This is a genomic window from Kocuria kalidii (genome assembly GCF_044462225.1).
Classification (GTDB): Bacteria; Actinomycetota; Actinomycetes; order Actinomycetales; family Micrococcaceae; genus Kocuria; species Kocuria kalidii.
In genome coordinates this window covers 32,184-48,150 of record NZ_JBISWJ010000044.1, presented here as the reverse complement: position 1 = coordinate 48,150, position 15,967 = coordinate 32,184, and the positions used below count along the sequence as shown (strand labels likewise).

Genomic DNA, 15,967 nt, shown 5'->3' with positions numbered 1-15,967 from the left:
GCTCAGGCTCCGATGAGTTCGGCGGAGGAACGCTCCGCGGCGGTCCTGCGGGCGTAGGCGGCGGCGGCCTCGCGGACCCAGGCGCCGTCCTCGTGCGCCGTGCGGCGGCGCTGCATGCGCTGGAGGTTGCACGGGCCCTTGCCGCCGACGACGGCCTTGAACTCGTCCCAGTCCAGCGGTCCGTAGTCGTAGTGGCCCCGCTCCTCGTTCCACTTCAGGTCCGGGTCCGGCAGGGTCAGGTCGAGCGCGGCGGCCTGCTCGACGATCATGTCCACGAAGCGCTGGCGCAGCTCGTCGTTGGAGAAGCGCTTGATGTTCCAGGCCATCGACTGCTTCGAGTTGGGCGAGTCGTCGTCCGGGGGGCCGAACATCTGCAGGGAGGGGCCGTAGAAGCGGTCTACCGCGTCCTGGGCCATCTGCTTCTGCGCGGGCGTGCCGTGGGAGAGCTCGTAGAGGATCTCCCAGCCCTGGCGCTGGTGGAAGGACTCCTCCTTGCAGATGCGGACCATGGCCCGGCCGTAGGGGCCGTAGGAGGCGCGGCACAGCGGCACCTGGTTGGCGATCGCCGCGCCGTCCACGAGCCAGCCGATGGCGCCCATGTCGGCCCAGGTGCGGGCGGGGTAGTTGAAGATCGAGGAGTACTTGGCGCGGCCGTCCAGCAGCTGCTGGTTGAGCTCGGAGCGCGGGGTCCCCAGGGTCTCGGCGGCGGAGTAGAGGTACAGCCCGTGGCCGGCCTCGTCCTGCACCTTGGCCATGAGGATGGCCTTGCGCTTGAGGGACGGTGCCCGGGAGATCCAGTTGCCCTCCGGCTGCATCCCGATGATCTCGGAGTGCGCGTGCTGGGAGACCTGGCGGACCAGTGTCTTGCGGTAGGCGGCGGGCATCCAGTCCCGCGGCTCGATCCGGGAGTCCTCGGCGATGATGCGGTCGAAGTGCTCCTCGCCCGCACGGTCCAGCTCGGCCTGCTCGGCCGCGTCCGCGGCGGGCACGGCGTGGAGCCCGGTGTTCTGCGTAGTCATGGTGTCCCTCTTCCGAACGAGATGGCGCCGCGGGGCGGAAGGACCGCACGCGACTAACTGACCGTTCGTTCAGGATATAAGCCGCCGGGGGGCGGCGTCAACAGGTGGCGGGCGGAAAGCCTTCCGCACCGCGCTCGGCCCGGTATCCGCTCCGCTGCGGGCGGCACGGGTTGACACGGGCCGCGGAGTGGGATTGTCTACTGACCATTCGGTCGTGAAGTGTGAGGAGAGTTACATGTCGCAGGGCCATCCGATCCTCGCGGGGGACCACACCTCGCGGTGGCTGGGCATCACGGTGGACCGCGCCGACTACGGCCACGCCCGGATCCGCATGACGCTGCGGGAGGAGATGCTCAACGGGTTCGGCATCGCCCACGGCGGCATGGTCTTCGCCTTCGCGGACACCTGCTTCGCCCTCGCATGCAACGACCCGGCCGGCGACGGCAGCACCATCACGGTCGCCGCCGGGGTGGACATCAACTTCCTCGCCTCGGCCCGTCGCGGGCAGGAGCTCACCGCCGTGGGGACCGTGCGCGCCCAGGCCGGGCGCAGCGGCGTCTACGACATCCAGGTCCTGGCCGGCGACCGGCTCATCGCCGAGTTCCGGGGCCGCAGCCGCACCATCCCGAACCCGGCCCTGCGTGCGGCCGCGCCCGCGGAACGGCCGGACGCCGATCCCGCCGCCGATCCCGTCGAGCAGCCGGCGGCAGATCCGGCCGAGCAGCCCGTCCTGCAGCCCGCCCAGCCGTCCGCCCCGCAGCCCGAGGAGGTCTGACCTTGACCGAGTGCTCCGTCCCCAACCCCTACACCCCCGCCCCTGCCCCCGCGGACCGGTCGCAGCCGGACCCCGAGGAGACGATGAGCCGGGACCAGATCGAGTCCCTGCAGGTCGAGCGGCTGCGCTGGACCCTGCACCACGCCTACGAGAGGGTCTCCGCCTACACGGAGCTCTTCGACGACCACGGCGTGCACCCGGGCGACTTCAAGGAGCTCGAGGACCTCCAGCTCTTCCCGTACACGGACAAGGAGTTCCTGCGGAAGGCGTACCCGTTCAAGTCCCTCGCGGTGCCGATGGGCGAGGTCCGCCGGATCCACGCCTCCTCCGGCACCACCGGCCAGCCCACCGTGGTGGCCTACACCCAGAACGACATCGACACCTGGGCGGGCCTCGTGGCCCGCTGCTTCCGGCTCTCCGGCGTGCGGCCCGGCGACAAGGTGCACAACGCCTACGGCTACGGGCTGTTCACGGGGGGGCTCGGCGCCCACTACGGCGCCGAGCGCCTGGGCTGCGCCGTCATCCCCATGTCCGGCGGGCAGACCGAGAAGCAGGTGCAGATGATCCGGGACTTCGAGCCCGAGGCCGTCCTGTCGACCCCCACCTACCTGCTGACCATCGCCGACGGCTTCAAGAAGCTCGGCCTGGACCCCCGGGACACGTCGCTGCGCACCGCCGTGCTCGGGGCGGAGCCCTGGACCGAGGAGATGCGCCGGGAGATCGAGACGGCCTTCGACGTCGACGCGTGCGACATCTACGGCCTCTCGGAGGTCATGGGCCCCGGCGTGGCCGGGGAGTCCGCTGCCTCCAAGGACGGCTCCCACATCTGGGAGGACCACTTCCGACCCGAGATCATCGACCCGTTCACGGACGAGGTCCAGGAGACCGGCCGGCCCGGCGAGCTCGTGTTCACGGCGCTCACCAAGGAGGCCCTGCCGATCATCCGCTACCGCACGCACGACCTCACCCGCCTGCTGCCGGGCACGGACCGCCCCGGGCACCGGCGGATGGGCCGGATCACGGGCCGCTCCGACGACATGATCATCCTGCGCGGGGTCAACCTGTTCCCCTCCCAGATCGAGGAGCTCGCCCTGCAGGTGCCGGAGCTCAGCCCGCACTTCACGCTCGAGATCACCCGACCGGACCGGATGGACCAGATGACCATCCACATCGAGCGGCGCGAGGAGGTCACGGTCGAGGCGGCCGAGGCGGGCGGACGGCAGCTCGTGCACGCCATCAAGACGAGGATCGGCTCCTCCGCCTCGATCCGGATCGCCGAGCCGGGGACCCTGGCCCGCTCCTCCGGCAAGCTCCGCCGCGTCTACGACCACCGCAAAGAGGCGTGAGCCGCCCCTGAGGCCGTCCGCAGCAGCCCCCGGGACCACCCGGGGGCTCGTCGCGTCATAAGATCGTTGCCCGACCGTCCCCACCCCACCGAGATCGAGGTCCCCATGACGCACGCACCGGCGCCGGCCCCTCCCGACGGAGTGGCTCCGCGCCGCGGCCGGCCCGGCTACGACCGTGAGACGCTGCTCAGCGTCTGCGTGGAGGTCTTCAACGTCCACGGCTACGACGCCACGTCGATGGGCACGCTCTCCAAGCACCTGGGGATCTCCAAGTCCGCGATCTACCACCACGTGGAGTCCAAGGAGGCGATCCTCGAGCAGGCCCTGGGCCGGGCCCTGGACGCGCTCGAGGACGTCCTGGTCTCGGCCGAGCGGACGGAGGCCCCGGCGGTCGAGCGCCTCGAGCGGGTGATCCGCGGGACCGTGCGCGTGCTCGTGGAGCAGATGCCCTACGTGACGCTGCTCCTGCGGCTGCGGGGCAACTCGGAGGTCGAGACCCGGGCGCTGGAGCGCCGCCGGACGGTCACCCGCCGGGTGGGCGCGCTCATCGAGCAGGCCCAGGCGGAGGGGGACCTGCGCGGCGACCTCAGCGGCCGGTCCGCATCGCGCCTGCTCCTGGGGATGATCAACTCGATCGTCGACTGGTACCGTCCGGGCCCGGACAAGGCCGACGACGGGCTCGCCGACACCGTGGTCGCGCTCGCCTTCTCGGGGCTGCGGGCCCCCTGACCCCGGAACCGGCCCGGGCCGTCGCACCCGGGCGCCCGCGGGTCCGCGTCCGCTCCGGCCGCTGCTACCGGTCCGGCGTCGTGGGCAGCACCGTCCCGGCGGCCGTCTCGTTGCGCGGTTCCACGCCCAGCCGGGCCTCCGTCCCGCCCTGGTCGACGGCGAGCATGTTCGCCGTCCCGAAGATGCCGTCCCCCACGGTCACGTCGTGGCCCCGGCGGCGCAGGTCCTCGATCGCGGCGTCGGAGAACTCCGGCTCCACCTGCAGCGTGTTGCCGGCCCCGTGGGGGTGGTTGGACGCGGGGAAGGCCGTGCTCACGAAGCGCGGCCGCGCCACCGCCTCCTGCGGCGTCAGGCCGAAGTCCACCACGTTCATGAACTGCTGGAGCTGCCCCTGGGGCTGGGTGTCGATCCCGGTGTTCCCCCCGAGGAGGTACGGCCGGCCGTCGCGCAGGGCCATGAAGGGGGCGGAGGTGTGCCGCACGGTGGCCCCGGGGGCCACCGCGTTGACGTTGCCCTCCTCGAGCGACAGGAAGCTCATGCGCTCGTTGATGTGGATGCCCGTGTCCCCCACCACCAGGAACTGGCCGCCCAGGCTCGTCGTCACGGCGGCGGCGTTGCCGGCCCGGTCGGTGAGGTGGAACGTGGTGGTGTCCGAGGCCTGCCGGTCGAGCCCGCTCTCGATCGGCCACTGCGCGGCGCGGTCGGCGTCGATGCGCGCCCGCTGCGTCCGGGCGTACTCGTCCGACAGCAGCTCCGCCACGGGCACGTCGGCGCGCTCCGGATCGCCCACGTGCGCGTACCGGTCGGCGAAGGCGAGCTTGATCGCCTCGACCTGCAGGTGCACCACGTCCGGGTCGGCGGGGGAGCGGCCGGAGAAGTCGTCCTCGTCCAGGATGTTGAGGGCCTCCAGCATCGCGATGCCCTGGCTGTTGGGAGGGTTCTGGTACACCCTGACGTCGTCGCCGTAGTCGATCGAGATCGGCTCGACCAGCTCCGCCGAGTAGCTGCTGAAGTCGTCCAGCGTGAGGTAGCCGCCCTCCTGGTCGGAGAAGGCGACGACGGCCTCGGCGACCGGTCCCCGGTAGACGTGGTCCCGCGCCGCCCGGATCCCGGCGGCGCGGTCGGCCGCGCCGTCGTAGACCGCCACCAGGTCCTCGAAGGTGTCGGCCATGTCCTGCTGGAACACGGTGTCGCCCTCCTCCAGCAGGGCGCCGTCCCGGGTGTACAGGTCGGTCATGACCGGGCTCTGCCGGATGTTCGCCTCCTCCCGGGTCAGCCAGTAGATCATCTCGGAGCTCGCGGGGTACCCCTCCCGGGCCACGGCGATCGCCGGCGCGAGGATCTCGCCCAGCCCCAGTTCGCCGTGCTCGTCGAGCCAGAGCATCCACCCGTCCCAGGCGCCGGGCAGGATGGCCTGGTGCATGCCGAAGTCACCGGCGCGGGGACGGTAGTCGGCGAGCGTCGCCGCGCTGCCCACCGGGCCCACGCCGTTCAGACTCGTCACCTCGTCCTCGTCGGCGTCGTAGTACAGCGCCCACGTGCCGCCGCCGAGCACGCTCGAGTAGAAGGGCTCCACCACGCTCAGCACGGCGGCGACCGCGACGGAGGCGTCGGCGGCGGTGCCACCGGCCTCGAGGATCTCCGTGCCCGCCGCGGTGGCCAGTTCGTGCGAGGAGACCACCGCCTGCACGTGCGGCGACCGGTCCTCGGACGCGTCCGGCTCGGGGGTCGCGCCGGGGGTGTCCGTTCCTCCGGGTGCACCCGGGGAGGAGGCCCCGGTGCCGGTCGGCCCGGGGGTGCTCTCCGCGCCGCTCCCCGGGGGAGGCGCGCATCCCACCAGGGAGAGGAGGAGGCACAGCGCGGCGGCGGCCGTCGCAGGGACAGGGCTCGGGCGCATCGCGTCTCCTCCGGCCGTGGTCCCCCTCCGCGGTCCGTCGGCGGAGCGGCGCGGGCACGCCCCGGGGTCCGGTCAACGTGCCGCTCAGGCTAGCACCGCCCCGACCGCCCAACCAGTCGCCCCCGCCCCGCCCCCGCCCCCCGAAAGCACCGCGAGCCCCCGCGAACAGCGCGATCCCCCACGCCGTTGCGTGGGGGGTCGCGTGCTTCCTGGGGGCTCGGCGGAGTGCGGCGCCCCGCCGCGGGTGCGGCGGGTGCCGGGGTGCCGCGGGGCGGGGTCAGGCGGTCAGGAGGCGGGCCAGGTCTTCGCGACCAGGGTCAGGACGTCGTAGGTCGCCACGATCTCGTCGTCCTGGTTGTGCAGGACCGCGTCCCACCGGACCTCGCCGTACTCGTCGGTGACCCGCGGGGTGATCTGCTTGGCGGTGAGGGTCACGCGGAAGCTGTCGTCGTAGGTCACCGGCGTGATGAACCGCAGGTTCTCCAGCCCGTAGTTGGCCAGGACGGGGCCGGGGGCCGGCTCCACGAACAGGCCGGCCGCCCACGAGACCAGGAGGTAGCCGTGGGCCACCCGGCGCGGGAAGAACGGGTTGGCCGTGGCGGCCTCCTCGTCGGTGTGCGCGTAGAAGGTGTCGCCGGTCCGCTCCGCGAACTCGGTGATGTCGTCGAGGGTCACGGTGCGCAGCTCGGAGGCGAACTGGTCGCCGATCCGCAGGGTCTCCAGGGACTTGCGGAACGGGTGCTCGCCGCTGCCGTTCGCGACCGCTTCGCGGGTCACGGTGCTCGCCGCCGCCCCCTGGTGCCACACGCCCGTCACGGCCGTGAGGATGTCCGGGGGACCCTGGATCGCGGTGCGCTGCATGTAGTGCTTGACGCCGCGCACACCGCCCAGCTCCTCGCCGCCGCCCGCGCGGCCCGGGCCGCCGTGGACCAGGTGCGGCATGGGGGAGCCGTGGCCGGTCGAGGTCCTGGCGTCCTGGCGGTTGAGGAAGTGCACGCGTCCGTGGTGGGAGCCGATGCCCGCCGTGAACCGGGCCGCGGTCGCGCCGTCGTTCGTGCACACGGTCGCCACGAGCGAGCCGCCGCCGAGCGCGGCCAGCCGCACCGCGTCGTCGACGTCCGTGTAGCCGAGCACCGAGGTCACCGGGCCGAAGGCCTCGACGAAGTGCACCTCGGGGGTCTCCGGGTCGTCGAAGGACAGCACGGTCACGGGGAAGAACGCGCCCGTCTCGGCGTCGGCGTCGCCCACGGGGGCGTCCGGGCCGCCCAGGCGGACGGTGCCGCCGGCGGCGACCAGACGCTCCACGGCCCTGCGGACCTCGCCCTGCTGCTCCTTGGAGGCCAGCGCGCCCATGGTGACGCCCTCGGTGCGCGGGTCGCCGATGACCACGCGCTGCTGCACCCGCTCGGCGACGGCCGCGACGACGTCCTCCACGCGGTCCTGCGGGACGATGACGCGCCGGATGGCCGTGCACTTCTGCCCGGCCTTGGAGGTGATCTCGACGAAGACGGCCTTCACGAACGCGTCGAACTCCGGGGTCTCCGGGGTGGCGTCGGGGCCGAGGATCGCGGCGTTGAGGGAGTCCGTCTCCGCCGTGAAGCGCACTCCGCCGTCGATGACGTTGTCGTGGTGGCGCAGCGACTGGGCGGTGCCCGCGGACCCCGTGAAGGCCACGTGGTCGCGGTAGTCCAGGTGGTCGAGCAGGTCGCGCGCCGAGCCGGACACCAGCTGGAGGGAGCCCTCGGGCAGGATGCCGGAGTCGATCATCAGGCGCACGCAGTCGGCGGTGACGTAGCCGGTGGGCGTCGCGGGCTTCACGAGGGTCGGCATGCCGGCGAGGAAGGCGGGGGCGAACTTCTCGAGCATGCCCCACACCGGGAAGTTGAACGCGTTGATCTGCACGGCGACACCCGGCATGCGGGTGTAGATGTGCTCGCCCAGGAAGGAGCCGTCCTTGGAGAGCTGCTCCACGGCGCCGTCCACGATGACGTTGGCGTTGGGCAGCTCCCGCCGGCCCTTGGAGGAGAACGTGAAGAGGGTGCCGATGCCGCCGTCCACGTCGAAGAAGTGGTCCTTCAGGGTGGCGCCGGTCGAGTAGGAGAGGTCGTACAGCTCCTGCTTGTGCTCGGTGAGGTGCTGGGCGAGCTCCTTGAGCTTGAGCGCCCGCTCGTGGATGGTGAGTTCCCCGAGGGAGCGCTGGCCCACGGTCCGGCCGTAGTGCACGGCGGAGGCGATGTCGATGCCGTCGGTGGACACGCGCGCCACGACCTCGCCGGTCGAGGCGTCGGCGACCTCCGTGACCTTCTGCGGGTCCCCCGGGGTCCACCACCGGCCCTGCAGGTAGCTGGGGAGGATGGTCTGGGTCTGTGCTGCCACGGTGGGTGGTCCTTTCGCTCGGGTGCGTGCGGACGGTCCGTCGCCCGCATCCTGACCGATCGTTCGGTATTATGACCACGATAACCTACGTCACACCCCGGGACCACTGCCCCACGGTGGTCCCGTCACGTCGCCGAGCGCCCGAGGAGTGCCATGACCCCGACCGAGACCCACGAGCCCTGGCGCATCGTCCTGGGCGAGCTCGACGAGAAGATGGGCGTCACCGTTCTCGAGGAGTCGGCGGAGCGTGTGGTCGCCTCCATGCCCGTGGAGGGCAACCGCCAGTCGCTGGGCCTGCTCCACGGCGGCGCCATGGTGGCCCTCGGCGAGGCCGTGGGCTCCTGGGCGGCGGTGATCCACGCGTCCACGACGGGCAGGGTCGCCGTGGGCGTCGACGTCAACGCCACCCACCACCGGTCCTCCCGTGCGGGCACCGTGACGGCCACGGCCACCGCCCTGCAGCTCGGCCGGTCCCTCACGTGCCACGAGGTGGTCATCGAGCACGAGGACGGCACCCGGCTGTGCACCGTGCGGATCACGAACTATCTCAGGGACAAGCCGCGGCCGGCCGAGCTCCGGGCCGAGGGGCCGGCCGGGAGCTGACCCAGCACGCCGGGCCGGGTGACGGGCCCGGTCCCGGGCCGGATTCCGGATCGGGAGACCGGCCGCTCCCGGGCCGGGTGCCCCGGACCGGGGGCCGGGCCCGCATGCAGACCGTGATCCGGGCGGGGAACCAGGCCGGCCGGGAGCCGGGCGGGCAACAGGGCCGGGAGCCGGTCAGGACGGCCGGTCGAGCCGCCGGCGCAGGGCGGCCAGCTCCTGGGGCGTCAGCCCGGCGTCCACGAGCCAGCGCTCGGCGTCGAACCCGGCCAGCAGCTTCTCGAGGGCCGTGCGGCGCTCCGCGAGCAGCGCGCTGAGCTCGTGCTCGGGGTGGTGTCGCTCGACCGGATGGGGCACCGGGGAGACCCGGTGCCACTCGTTGATCCCGCGCGCGGCGGCCTCGTCCTCCGCGACGAGGCGCTCCGGAGGTGCTCCGGCGAGCCCCAGGAGCAGCAGCGCGAGCACTCCGGTGCGGTCGCGGCCGGCCGAGCAGTGCACCACCACGGCGCCCTCGGCGGTCGCCACCGCCCGGACCGCCTCGGCGAGGTGGTCCGGGAACAGCCGCAGGTAGTCGCGGTAGCCGCGCGGGTGGTTGAGGTAGGGCGTGCCCACCAGCGGGAACTGCGGATGGGCGGGGTCCTCGGTGGGCCGGTGCAGCACCGTGATGCCGGCGCGGGCGGCGGGTTCGTCCACGGGATCCGTGGCCCGGCGGCGCCGCTCGTCCGCGTTGCGCAGGTCCACGACCGTGCGCACGCCGTCCGCGGCGGCGGCGCGCCAGCCCGCGGGGCTCAGCCGCTCGGAGCGGCCCATCCGCCACACGTCGCCCGCCAGGCGCCGGGCGTTGAGCGCACCGTCCCACGTGGCGGGGGCGCCGGGCTGTGCATGCATGCCCCCACGATAGGACCCGGGTCCGACGCGCACCCCTCCGCCCCGTGCGCACTCACCGGTGCCGCCCGAGACGCCGGCACCCCCGGGCCGATCTCGGGCAGCACCGGTGAGTGCGGCGGAGGGAGGGGACGGTCACTGCTGGTCGTAGGCGAAGAAGCCCTTGCCGGTCTTGCGGCCGAGCTCGCCCCGGGCGACCATGTCCCGCATCAGCTGCGGGGGAGCGAAGCGCGGGCCGAGCTCCGACTCGAGGTACTCGGCGATGCCCAGGCGCACGTCCAGTCCCACGATGTCCGTGAGCGCGAGCGGGCCGACCGGGAACCGGTAGCCCAGCACCATGGCGTTGTCGATGTCCTCGGGGGAGGCCACGCCCTCCTCGACCATCCGGACGGCCTCGAGGGCGATCGCCACGCCGAGGCGGGAGGAGGCGAAGCCGGGGGCGTCGTTGACCACCACGGCGGTCTTGCCGAGGCCCTCGACCCACTGCACCGAGAGCCGCTTGAGCTCCTCGCCGGTGTGCTTCGAGTTCACGACCTCCACGAGCTTCGACGCCGGCACCGGGTTGAAGAAGTGCAGCCCGCAGAAGCGCTCGGGGCGGGACAGCTGCTCGGCGAGCCCGTCCACCGACAGCGAGGACGTGTTGGTGGCCAGCCACGCGGTGTCCGCGAGGTGGCGCTCGACCTCCTGCAGGGCGGCGACCTTGAGGTCCCACACCTCGGGGACGGCCTCGACGACGAGCTCGCACGGGGCGAAGTCGGTGTGGTCCAGGGAGACGGACAGGTTCTCGGCCCACTCGTCCAGGTTGCCGTCCACGCTGCCGCGCTCCAGGGTCCTGGCCAGGTCCCGCTCGATCCGCTCCCGCGCGGCCTCCGCGGCCTGCCCGTCGCGCTCCACCACGGTCACCCTCGAGCCGGCGAGCAGGAAGGCGTGGGCGATGCCCGCGCCCATGCGGCCTCCGCCCAGGACGCCGACGACGGCGGGAACGGCCAGTGCGTGCTTCTCGGTCATGGTCGGGATGCTCCTAGTTCTTGTTCTTCTTGCGGTCCAGGAAGGCCTGCATGCGGTCGAACTTCGCCTGCGACTCGAAGAGCACCGCCTGGGCCAGCTCGTCGATGTGCGGGTGGGCGGACGGCGGGGCCGCGAAGACCCGCTTGGAGATCCGCACGGCCAGGGGGTCCTGGGCGGCGATCCGGTCGGCGAGCGCGTGCGCGGCCCCGACGAGCTCCGCGGGCTCGTGCAGCTCGGTGACCAGGTGCAGGGCCAGGGCCTCCTGCGCGTCGAGGATCCGGCCGGCGAGCAGGATGTCCAGGGCGATCGCCTCGCCGACGAGCTCCTTGAGCCGCCACAGCCCGCCGGCGGCGGCGATGATGCCCAGGCCGGTCTCGGGCTGGCCGATCTTCAGCTGCGGGGTGGCGATGCGGAAGTCCGCGGCGTAGGCCAGCTCCGCCCCGCCGCCCAGGGCGTAGCCGTCGATCGCGGCGACCACGGGCAGGGGCAGTCGGTGGATGCGGTCGAAGACCTGTGAGTTGATCCCGGCCAGGGCGTCGTCGCGGCGTCGTGCGCGCAGCTGGGCGATGTCGGCGCCGGAGGCGAAGATCCCCCTGCCGTTCACCTGGGTGCCCGAGAGGATCAGGATCTTCGGGTGCCGCTCCAGGTGGCCGCACACGGTGTGCAGCTCCTCGACCATGGTCGCGTCGATGGCGTTGCGCACGGCGGGCCGGTCGAGGACCACGTGCAGGCGGTCCTCGCGCTCCTCGAGGCGCAGGGCCGTGAACTCCCCGCGGAGGAGGTCGCCGGGGAGGTCCCCGGGGACCTCCCCGGACGTGCCGTCGGCGGCCTCTCCGGGGCCGGCCATCAGAGCTTCTCCACGAGCATCGCGGTGCCCTGGCCCACGCCCACGCACATGGTGGCGAGGCCGCGGTCGGCGCCCTCGCGCTCCATCCGGCCCAGCAGCGTCACCACGAGCCGGGATCCGGAGGAGCCGAGCGGGTGGCCCAGGGCGATGGCCCCGCCGTCGTTGTTGACGATGCCGGCGTCGAGGCCGAGGCGGCGGATGCAGGCGAGGGACTGGCTCGCGAAGGCCTCGTTGAGCTCGACCGCCCCGAGGTCCCCGACGCTCCACCCGGTGCGCCCGAGGACCTTCTGGGTGGCGGGAACCGGTCCGATGCCCATGATCTCCGGGGGCACGCCGGCGGAGGCGCCGTCGACGATCCGGGCCCGGGCGTGCAGTCCGTACTTCTCGGCGGCACGCTCCGAGACCACGAGGATCGCCGAGGCGCCGTCGTTGAGCGAGGAGGAGTTGCCGGCGGTGACGACCGTCCCGTGGTCGACCACCGGGCGCAGCTTGGCGAGCACGTCGGCGGTCGTGCCCGGTCGCGGACCCTCGTCGGTGTCCACGACCGTCTCGGCGCCCTTGCGGCCCTTGACGGGCACCGGGACGATCTCGGGCGCGAAGCGCCCGGCGTCGATCGCGGCGATCGCCCGCTCGTGGGAGGCCACGGCGAACGCGTCGGCGTCCTCGCGCGAGATCCCGTCGACGGTCGCGACCTCCTCGGCCGTCTCCGGCATCGAGTAGGTCATCTTGTCGGTCTTCGCGAACTCCGGGTTGGTGAAGCGCCAGCCGATGGAGGTGTCGTAGACGTCCCCGGGCTTGGCGAAGGCCTTGGCCGGCTTCTCCATCACCCAGGGGGCGCGGGACATGGACTCCACGCCGCCGGCTACGACGATGTCCGCGGCTCCGGCCTTGATCATGTGCGAGGCCATGATGATCGCGGACAGGCCCGAGGCGCACAGGCGGTTGACCGTGATGCCGGGGACGGTGTCGGGGAAGCCGGCCAGCAGCCAGGCCATCCGGGCGACGTTGCGGTTCTCCTCGCCGGCGCCGTTGGCGTTGCCGAGGATGACCTCGTCGACGTCGTGCGGGTCGATCCCGGCGTCGGTCACCGCGTGCTTGACCACGAGCGCGGCGAGGTCGTCCGGGCGCACGCCCGAGAGCGCACCCCCGTAGCGGCCCACCGGGGTGCGGGCTCCGCCGACGAGCAGGGCCTGAGGGGTCGAGGACATGTGGGGACTCCTGTCACGACGGGGAGGGGCCGGCATCCCGGCCCCGTCGCCCAAATTTACTGACCGATCGTTCATCAAACCTTCCCACGGTCGCGCCCGCGCGGTCAACAGACCTCGCCGCCGGATGACGGGCGGCCCGTGAGATCCTGACGTCTCCATCGCAGACTCGAGCCGGCGCGTCCCGCCGGGGTCACCGGAGGTGCAGGATGTCGTTCCAGGAGTCCATGGAGGTCTTCGAGAAGGCCATCGAGGCCGTCGGAGTGCTCGCCATCGTCGTCGGGATCGTGGTGGCGAGCGTGCTCGCGCTGCGCGCCCTGCTGCAGCACCGCGACCGGGGCGAGACGTACGAGCTGTTCCGTCAACGGCTGGGACGGTCGATCCTGCTCGGGCTGGAGCTGCTCGTGGCCGCCGACATCATCCACACGGTCGCCATCACTCCCACCTTCACCTCCGTGGGCGTGCTGGCGCTGATCGTGGTCGTCCGTACGTTCCTCAGCTGGTCCCTCGAGATGGAGATCAGCGGGCACTGGCCGTGGCGCAAGGCGCAGGACGAAGCCGCGCCCGAGCGCACCGGATAGGCGCGGCCGGTCAGATCTCGGGCGGGTACTCCTCCGGGCGCAGGTCGCGGCTGCACGGGACGCGGTGGCCGGGGACCAGCTGGGTGGCCGCCCTCGCCAGGCCGTCCCGGTGCCGGGGCGGCAGGTAGAGGGCGTGGTGCAGATAGGCGTCGAGCTCCAGCTCCCCGAGCTCTCCGCCCAGCTGCACGTGCCGCAGCCACAGATCCCGCGCGCCCAGACCGGTGCTCGTCAGCGCGCTGCGGATCATCCTGGCCTGCGTCCTGGCGATCGTCCGATCGTCCATGTGACCCCTTCTGCCCGCTGGCACCAGGATAGTGGGGGCCGCCGGCGCAGGAGGGCCGGTCCGGTGCCCGGGCGCTGCCGGCGGCGCCCGGCAGCGGGTCCGCCGGCCCACGCACCCGGCCGCCGCCCGCTGCGTCGCGCACCGCCTCTGCGTCGCGCACCGCCGCTGCGTCGGGACCCGCCACTGTCCCGCGCTCTTCGCTACCCCGCGCCCTCCGGCTCCCGGGCCGGACGGGCCGTGGACGCCTCGGTGCGCAGCCCGGCGCCGACCGCGTCCAGCCACGCCTCCACCGACGCGCGGGCCGGGGCGGTCTCCGGGCAGCGGGCGCGCAGGTGCAGCCCGCCGTCGCCGACCACGAACCACACCTGCACCCCGGTCGTCGGCGCCGAGGCCGAGATGTGCTGCGCCCGCAGCTCCGGTGCCAGCGTGGCGGGGAGCCGCCGGTAGTCGAGGTAGGACAGCATGAACATGCCCGGCGGGACGGGCATGCCCCCGTGGGGCCGCAGGATCGGCTCCAGGGCGTGGGAGCCCAGCTCCAGCGTCTCGCGCACCGCGGCCCGGCAGGCCTGCGGGTCGGGGTCCGGGCTGTCGAGCACCGAGTTGGTGATGAACCAGCCCACGGCGTCGCGCCACCGCGGTTCGGTGCGGCTGTGCACGGGCAGCACCGCCCGGAGGGGCCGGCCGGCCAGCTCGGCGGTCGCCCGGGTCAGCACCGAGACCACCAGGTCCAGGAGCCGGACGCGGACCTCGTCCGCGCGGGCCTCCAGGCGGGCCAGGCCGTCGGCGTCCAGCACGTCGCGCGTGGTCACCGCCTCGGGCGCGGGGGCGCCGAGGTCGCCCAGGGGCAGGGGGAAGACGGGCAGGGCGCCGCCGCCGTCCGCGAGGATCCGCGCCCAGCGCCGCGCCACGTGCTGCGGGGCCGCAGGGCGCGCGGCGAGCTCCCGCGTGTGCTCGGCGAAGGACGCCGCGGGCGCACGGCCCGCGGCGATCGGTCTGCCGGCCCGGAGGTCGTCCAGCCCGTCGAGCAGGTCCCGGGCGAGCAGGGGCAGCGACCAGGCGTCCACGTGGGCGTGGTCGGCGGCGAGCACGACGACGGGGGGACCGTCCGCGGGCTCGATCAGGCACAGCCGGTGCGAGGGCCGGGCCAGCGGCGAGCAGGCGCCGTCGACCACCGCCTGCAGGGCCGTCCTCGTCCCGGCGGCGCCGACCTCGTGCCGGGTCCACACCGGCCGCACGGCGTCGGCGATCTCGTGCAGCCGGACCCTGCCGTCGTCGTCGGTGGAGAACACGGTGCGCAGCGTGTGGTGCCGCTCCACGACGCCGGCCCAGGCGCCGCCCAGCTGCGCGGCCGTCGCCGGCGCGGTGAGCTCCACGGCCACGGCCATCCACGAGCCGGGGCGGGGACCCGCACCCACGTGCATGCCCTGGTCGAAGGACACGGGCAGCGGGCGTCCGGCGGCCGCGGCCGGGACCGTGCAGCTGGACAGGCGGCCCTCGGGCAGCCGGGCGTGCGTGATGTTGGTCAGCCGCATGCGCACCTCCTGGTCGGGCCGGGAGCGGTCCGGCCGCCGAGGACGCCCCCGGTCCACCGGTGTGCACAATCTACGCGTACCGTGGCGGCATGCCGACGCTCGACCTCCCCCGCTGCCGCCTGTCCTACGACGTGACCGGCTCCGGCCCCCCGGTCGTCCAGCTGCACGGACTCCTGTCCGACCGGGCCGCCAACACCGCAGGCGGCCTGGACCTCGCGGCCGGACTCAGCAGGCACCGCACGGTGCGCTACGACGCCCGCGGCCACGGCCGCTCCGCCGCGCAGCCCGTGGCCGGGGACTGGGCCTGGCCGCGGCTGGCCGAGGACCTGCTGCGCCTGCTGGACGCCGTGGTTCCCGGTGAGCCGGTGCACGGCATCGGCCCGTCCATGGGTGCGGCCACGCTGCTGCACGCCGCCCTGGCCCGGCCCGAGCGGTTCCGGTCCCTCACGCTGTGCGTGCCCTCGACGGCCTGGGCCACCCGCCGCGGTCAGGCGGAGGCGTACCGGCAGGGCGCGGAGCTGGTCGAGCGCCACGGCCTCGAGGCCTACCACCGGGCCGGCCGGGCAGCGGCCCGGCCGCCCGCCGTGGCCGACCGTCCGGTGCACCCGCCGCGCGTCGACCCGGCCCTTCTGGCCGCCGTGCTGCGCGGCGCCGCGGGCACCGACCTCCCGCCGATCGGCGAGCTGTCCCGGCTCCGCCTGCCGACCCTGGTGCTGGCCTGGTCGGACGATCCGACCCACCCGCTGTCCACGGCCGAGGCGCTGCGCGCGGCCCTGCCCGGCGAGGACCTGCACGTGGCCGGAGCGCCCGCCGAGCTGGCCGGGTGGCCGCGCCGGTGCGCCGACTTCGTGCAGGCGGTGGAGGCCGGCCGGTGGACCCGCTGA

Annotated in this window: 14 protein-coding genes and 1 pseudogene; 6 read left to right on the top strand and 9 right to left on the bottom strand. The window is 73.7% G+C overall.

All coding sequences use genetic code 11. The annotated features are described in order from the left end of the window. Window positions 1-2: 2 nt before the first annotated feature. Window positions 3-1,019: a 1,2-phenylacetyl-CoA epoxidase subunit PaaA gene (gene paaA / locus ACH9D3_RS06820; RefSeq protein WP_396410353.1), complete on the bottom strand. Its 1,017-nt coding sequence runs from the start codon at window positions 1,017-1,019 to the stop codon at window positions 3-5. Between the two features lie 235 nt (window positions 1,020-1,254). Here paaA and paaI point away from each other — a divergent pair. The 3 genes and pseudogenes from paaI to ACH9D3_RS06805 form a co-directional block, all read left to right on the top strand. Next, window positions 1,255-1,653, top strand: a pseudogene (gene paaI / locus ACH9D3_RS06815) (hydroxyphenylacetyl-CoA thioesterase PaaI); the annotation flags it as partial. 143 nt (window positions 1,654-1,796) lie between these two features. Beyond that, entirely contained in the window at window positions 1,797-3,140 is a 1,344-nt protein-coding gene (locus ACH9D3_RS06810) for an AMP-binding protein (protein ID WP_396410352.1), read from the top strand. Window positions 3,141-3,245: 105 nt separating this feature from the next. Then, the gene (locus tag ACH9D3_RS06805; protein ID WP_396398750.1) at window positions 3,246-3,869 is read left to right on the top strand and encodes a TetR/AcrR family transcriptional regulator; all 624 of its coding nucleotides are present in this window, start codon (window positions 3,246-3,248) and stop codon (window positions 3,867-3,869) included. Window positions 3,870-3,933: 64 nt separating this feature from the next. On the opposite strand, the gene ACH9D3_RS06800 is transcribed toward ACH9D3_RS06805, so the two are convergent. Beyond that, complete coding sequence (locus ACH9D3_RS06800) at window positions 3,934-5,766, bottom strand: gamma-glutamyltransferase (protein ID WP_396410351.1); 1,833 nt, start codon at window positions 5,764-5,766, stop codon at window positions 3,934-3,936. A 285-nt stretch (window positions 5,767-6,051) separates the two neighbouring features. Further along, a complete protein-coding gene (gene paaZ, locus ACH9D3_RS06795) occupies window positions 6,052-8,142 on the bottom strand; it encodes a phenylacetic acid degradation bifunctional protein PaaZ (RefSeq protein ID WP_396410350.1) in 2,091 nt (696 codons plus the stop codon). 153 nt (window positions 8,143-8,295) lie between these two features. Between paaZ and ACH9D3_RS06790 the strand changes: the two genes are divergently transcribed. After that, the gene (locus tag ACH9D3_RS06790) at window positions 8,296-8,745 is read left to right on the top strand and encodes a PaaI family thioesterase (RefSeq protein ID WP_396398747.1); all 450 of its coding nucleotides are present in this window, start codon (window positions 8,296-8,298) and stop codon (window positions 8,743-8,745) included. Between the two features lie 174 nt (window positions 8,746-8,919). On the opposite strand, the gene ACH9D3_RS06785 is transcribed toward ACH9D3_RS06790, so the two are convergent. From ACH9D3_RS06785 to ACH9D3_RS06770, 4 genes are all read right to left on the bottom strand, one after another. Then, complete coding sequence (locus ACH9D3_RS06785; protein ID WP_396398746.1) at window positions 8,920-9,630, bottom strand: tyrosine-protein phosphatase; 711 nt, start codon at window positions 9,628-9,630, stop codon at window positions 8,920-8,922. 132 nt (window positions 9,631-9,762) lie between these two features. Beyond that, window positions 9,763-10,635 carry a 3-hydroxyacyl-CoA dehydrogenase NAD-binding domain-containing protein gene (locus ACH9D3_RS06780; protein ID WP_396410349.1) on the bottom strand — a complete coding sequence of 291 codons (873 nt, stop codon included), beginning with the start codon at window positions 10,633-10,635 and terminating at the stop codon, window positions 9,763-9,765. A gap of 13 nt (window positions 10,636-10,648) precedes the next feature. Further along, window positions 10,649-11,482 (bottom strand): enoyl-CoA hydratase-related protein, encoded by an 834-nt coding sequence (locus ACH9D3_RS06775; RefSeq protein ID WP_396410348.1) that lies wholly within the window; start codon window positions 11,480-11,482, stop codon window positions 10,649-10,651. Then, window positions 11,482-12,690 (bottom strand): acetyl-CoA C-acyltransferase, encoded by a 1,209-nt coding sequence (locus tag ACH9D3_RS06770; protein WP_396410347.1) that lies wholly within the window; start codon window positions 12,688-12,690, stop codon window positions 11,482-11,484. The genes ACH9D3_RS06775 and ACH9D3_RS06770 overlap by 1 nt, the downstream gene beginning before the upstream one ends. A gap of 206 nt (window positions 12,691-12,896) precedes the next feature. Between ACH9D3_RS06770 and ACH9D3_RS06765 the strand changes: the two genes are divergently transcribed. Continuing rightward, on the top strand, window positions 12,897-13,268 hold the full coding sequence (locus ACH9D3_RS06765) for a DUF1622 domain-containing protein (RefSeq protein ID WP_396410346.1): 372 nt from the start codon (window positions 12,897-12,899) through the stop codon (window positions 13,266-13,268). A gap of 10 nt (window positions 13,269-13,278) precedes the next feature. On the opposite strand, the gene ACH9D3_RS06760 is transcribed toward ACH9D3_RS06765, so the two are convergent. Further along, window positions 13,279-13,551: a hypothetical protein gene (locus tag ACH9D3_RS06760; protein ID WP_396410345.1), complete on the bottom strand. Its 273-nt coding sequence runs from the start codon at window positions 13,549-13,551 to the stop codon at window positions 13,279-13,281. A 200-nt stretch (window positions 13,552-13,751) separates the two neighbouring features. Next, window positions 13,752-15,083 (bottom strand): condensation domain-containing protein, encoded by a 1,332-nt coding sequence (locus tag ACH9D3_RS06755; protein ID WP_396410344.1) that lies wholly within the window; start codon window positions 15,081-15,083, stop codon window positions 13,752-13,754. 89 nt (window positions 15,084-15,172) lie between these two features. Here ACH9D3_RS06755 and ACH9D3_RS06750 point away from each other — a divergent pair, with 89 nt between their 5' ends. Then, the gene (locus tag ACH9D3_RS06750; protein WP_396410343.1) at window positions 15,173-15,967 is read left to right on the top strand and encodes an alpha/beta fold hydrolase; all 795 of its coding nucleotides are present in this window, start codon (window positions 15,173-15,175) and stop codon (window positions 15,965-15,967) included.

What these genes read in the sequence shown, in the direction of transcription:
- paaA (WP_396410353.1), bottom strand. Translation starts at nt 1,019, where the DNA reads ATGACTACGCAGAACACCGGGCTCCACGCCGTGCCCGCCGCGGACGCG.
- ACH9D3_RS06805 (WP_396398750.1), top strand. Translation starts at nt 3,246, where the DNA reads ATGACGCACGCACCGGCGCCGGCCCCTCCCGACGGAGTGGCTCCGCGC.
- ACH9D3_RS06800 (WP_396410351.1), bottom strand. Translation starts at nt 5,766, where the DNA reads ATGCGCCCGAGCCCTGTCCCTGCGACGGCCGCCGCCGCGCTGTGCCTC.
- ACH9D3_RS06790 (WP_396398747.1), top strand. Translation starts at nt 8,296, where the DNA reads ATGACCCCGACCGAGACCCACGAGCCCTGGCGCATCGTCCTGGGCGAG.
- ACH9D3_RS06785 (WP_396398746.1), bottom strand. Translation starts at nt 9,630, where the DNA reads ATGCATGCACAGCCCGGCGCCCCCGCCACGTGGGACGGTGCGCTCAAC.
- ACH9D3_RS06780 (WP_396410349.1), bottom strand. Translation starts at nt 10,635, where the DNA reads ATGACCGAGAAGCACGCACTGGCCGTTCCCGCCGTCGTCGGCGTCCTG.
- ACH9D3_RS06775 (WP_396410348.1), bottom strand. Translation starts at nt 11,482, where the DNA reads ATGGCCGGCCCCGGAGAGGCCGCCGACGGCACGTCCGGGGAGGTCCCC.
- ACH9D3_RS06770 (WP_396410347.1), bottom strand. Translation starts at nt 12,690, where the DNA reads ATGTCCTCGACCCCTCAGGCCCTGCTCGTCGGCGGAGCCCGCACCCCG.
- ACH9D3_RS06765 (WP_396410346.1), top strand. Translation starts at nt 12,897, where the DNA reads ATGTCGTTCCAGGAGTCCATGGAGGTCTTCGAGAAGGCCATCGAGGCC.
- ACH9D3_RS06760 (WP_396410345.1), bottom strand. Translation starts at nt 13,551, where the DNA reads ATGGACGATCGGACGATCGCCAGGACGCAGGCCAGGATGATCCGCAGC.
- ACH9D3_RS06755 (WP_396410344.1), bottom strand. Translation starts at nt 15,083, where the DNA reads ATGCGGCTGACCAACATCACGCACGCCCGGCTGCCCGAGGGCCGCCTG.
- ACH9D3_RS06750 (WP_396410343.1), top strand. Translation starts at nt 15,173, where the DNA reads ATGCCGACGCTCGACCTCCCCCGCTGCCGCCTGTCCTACGACGTGACC.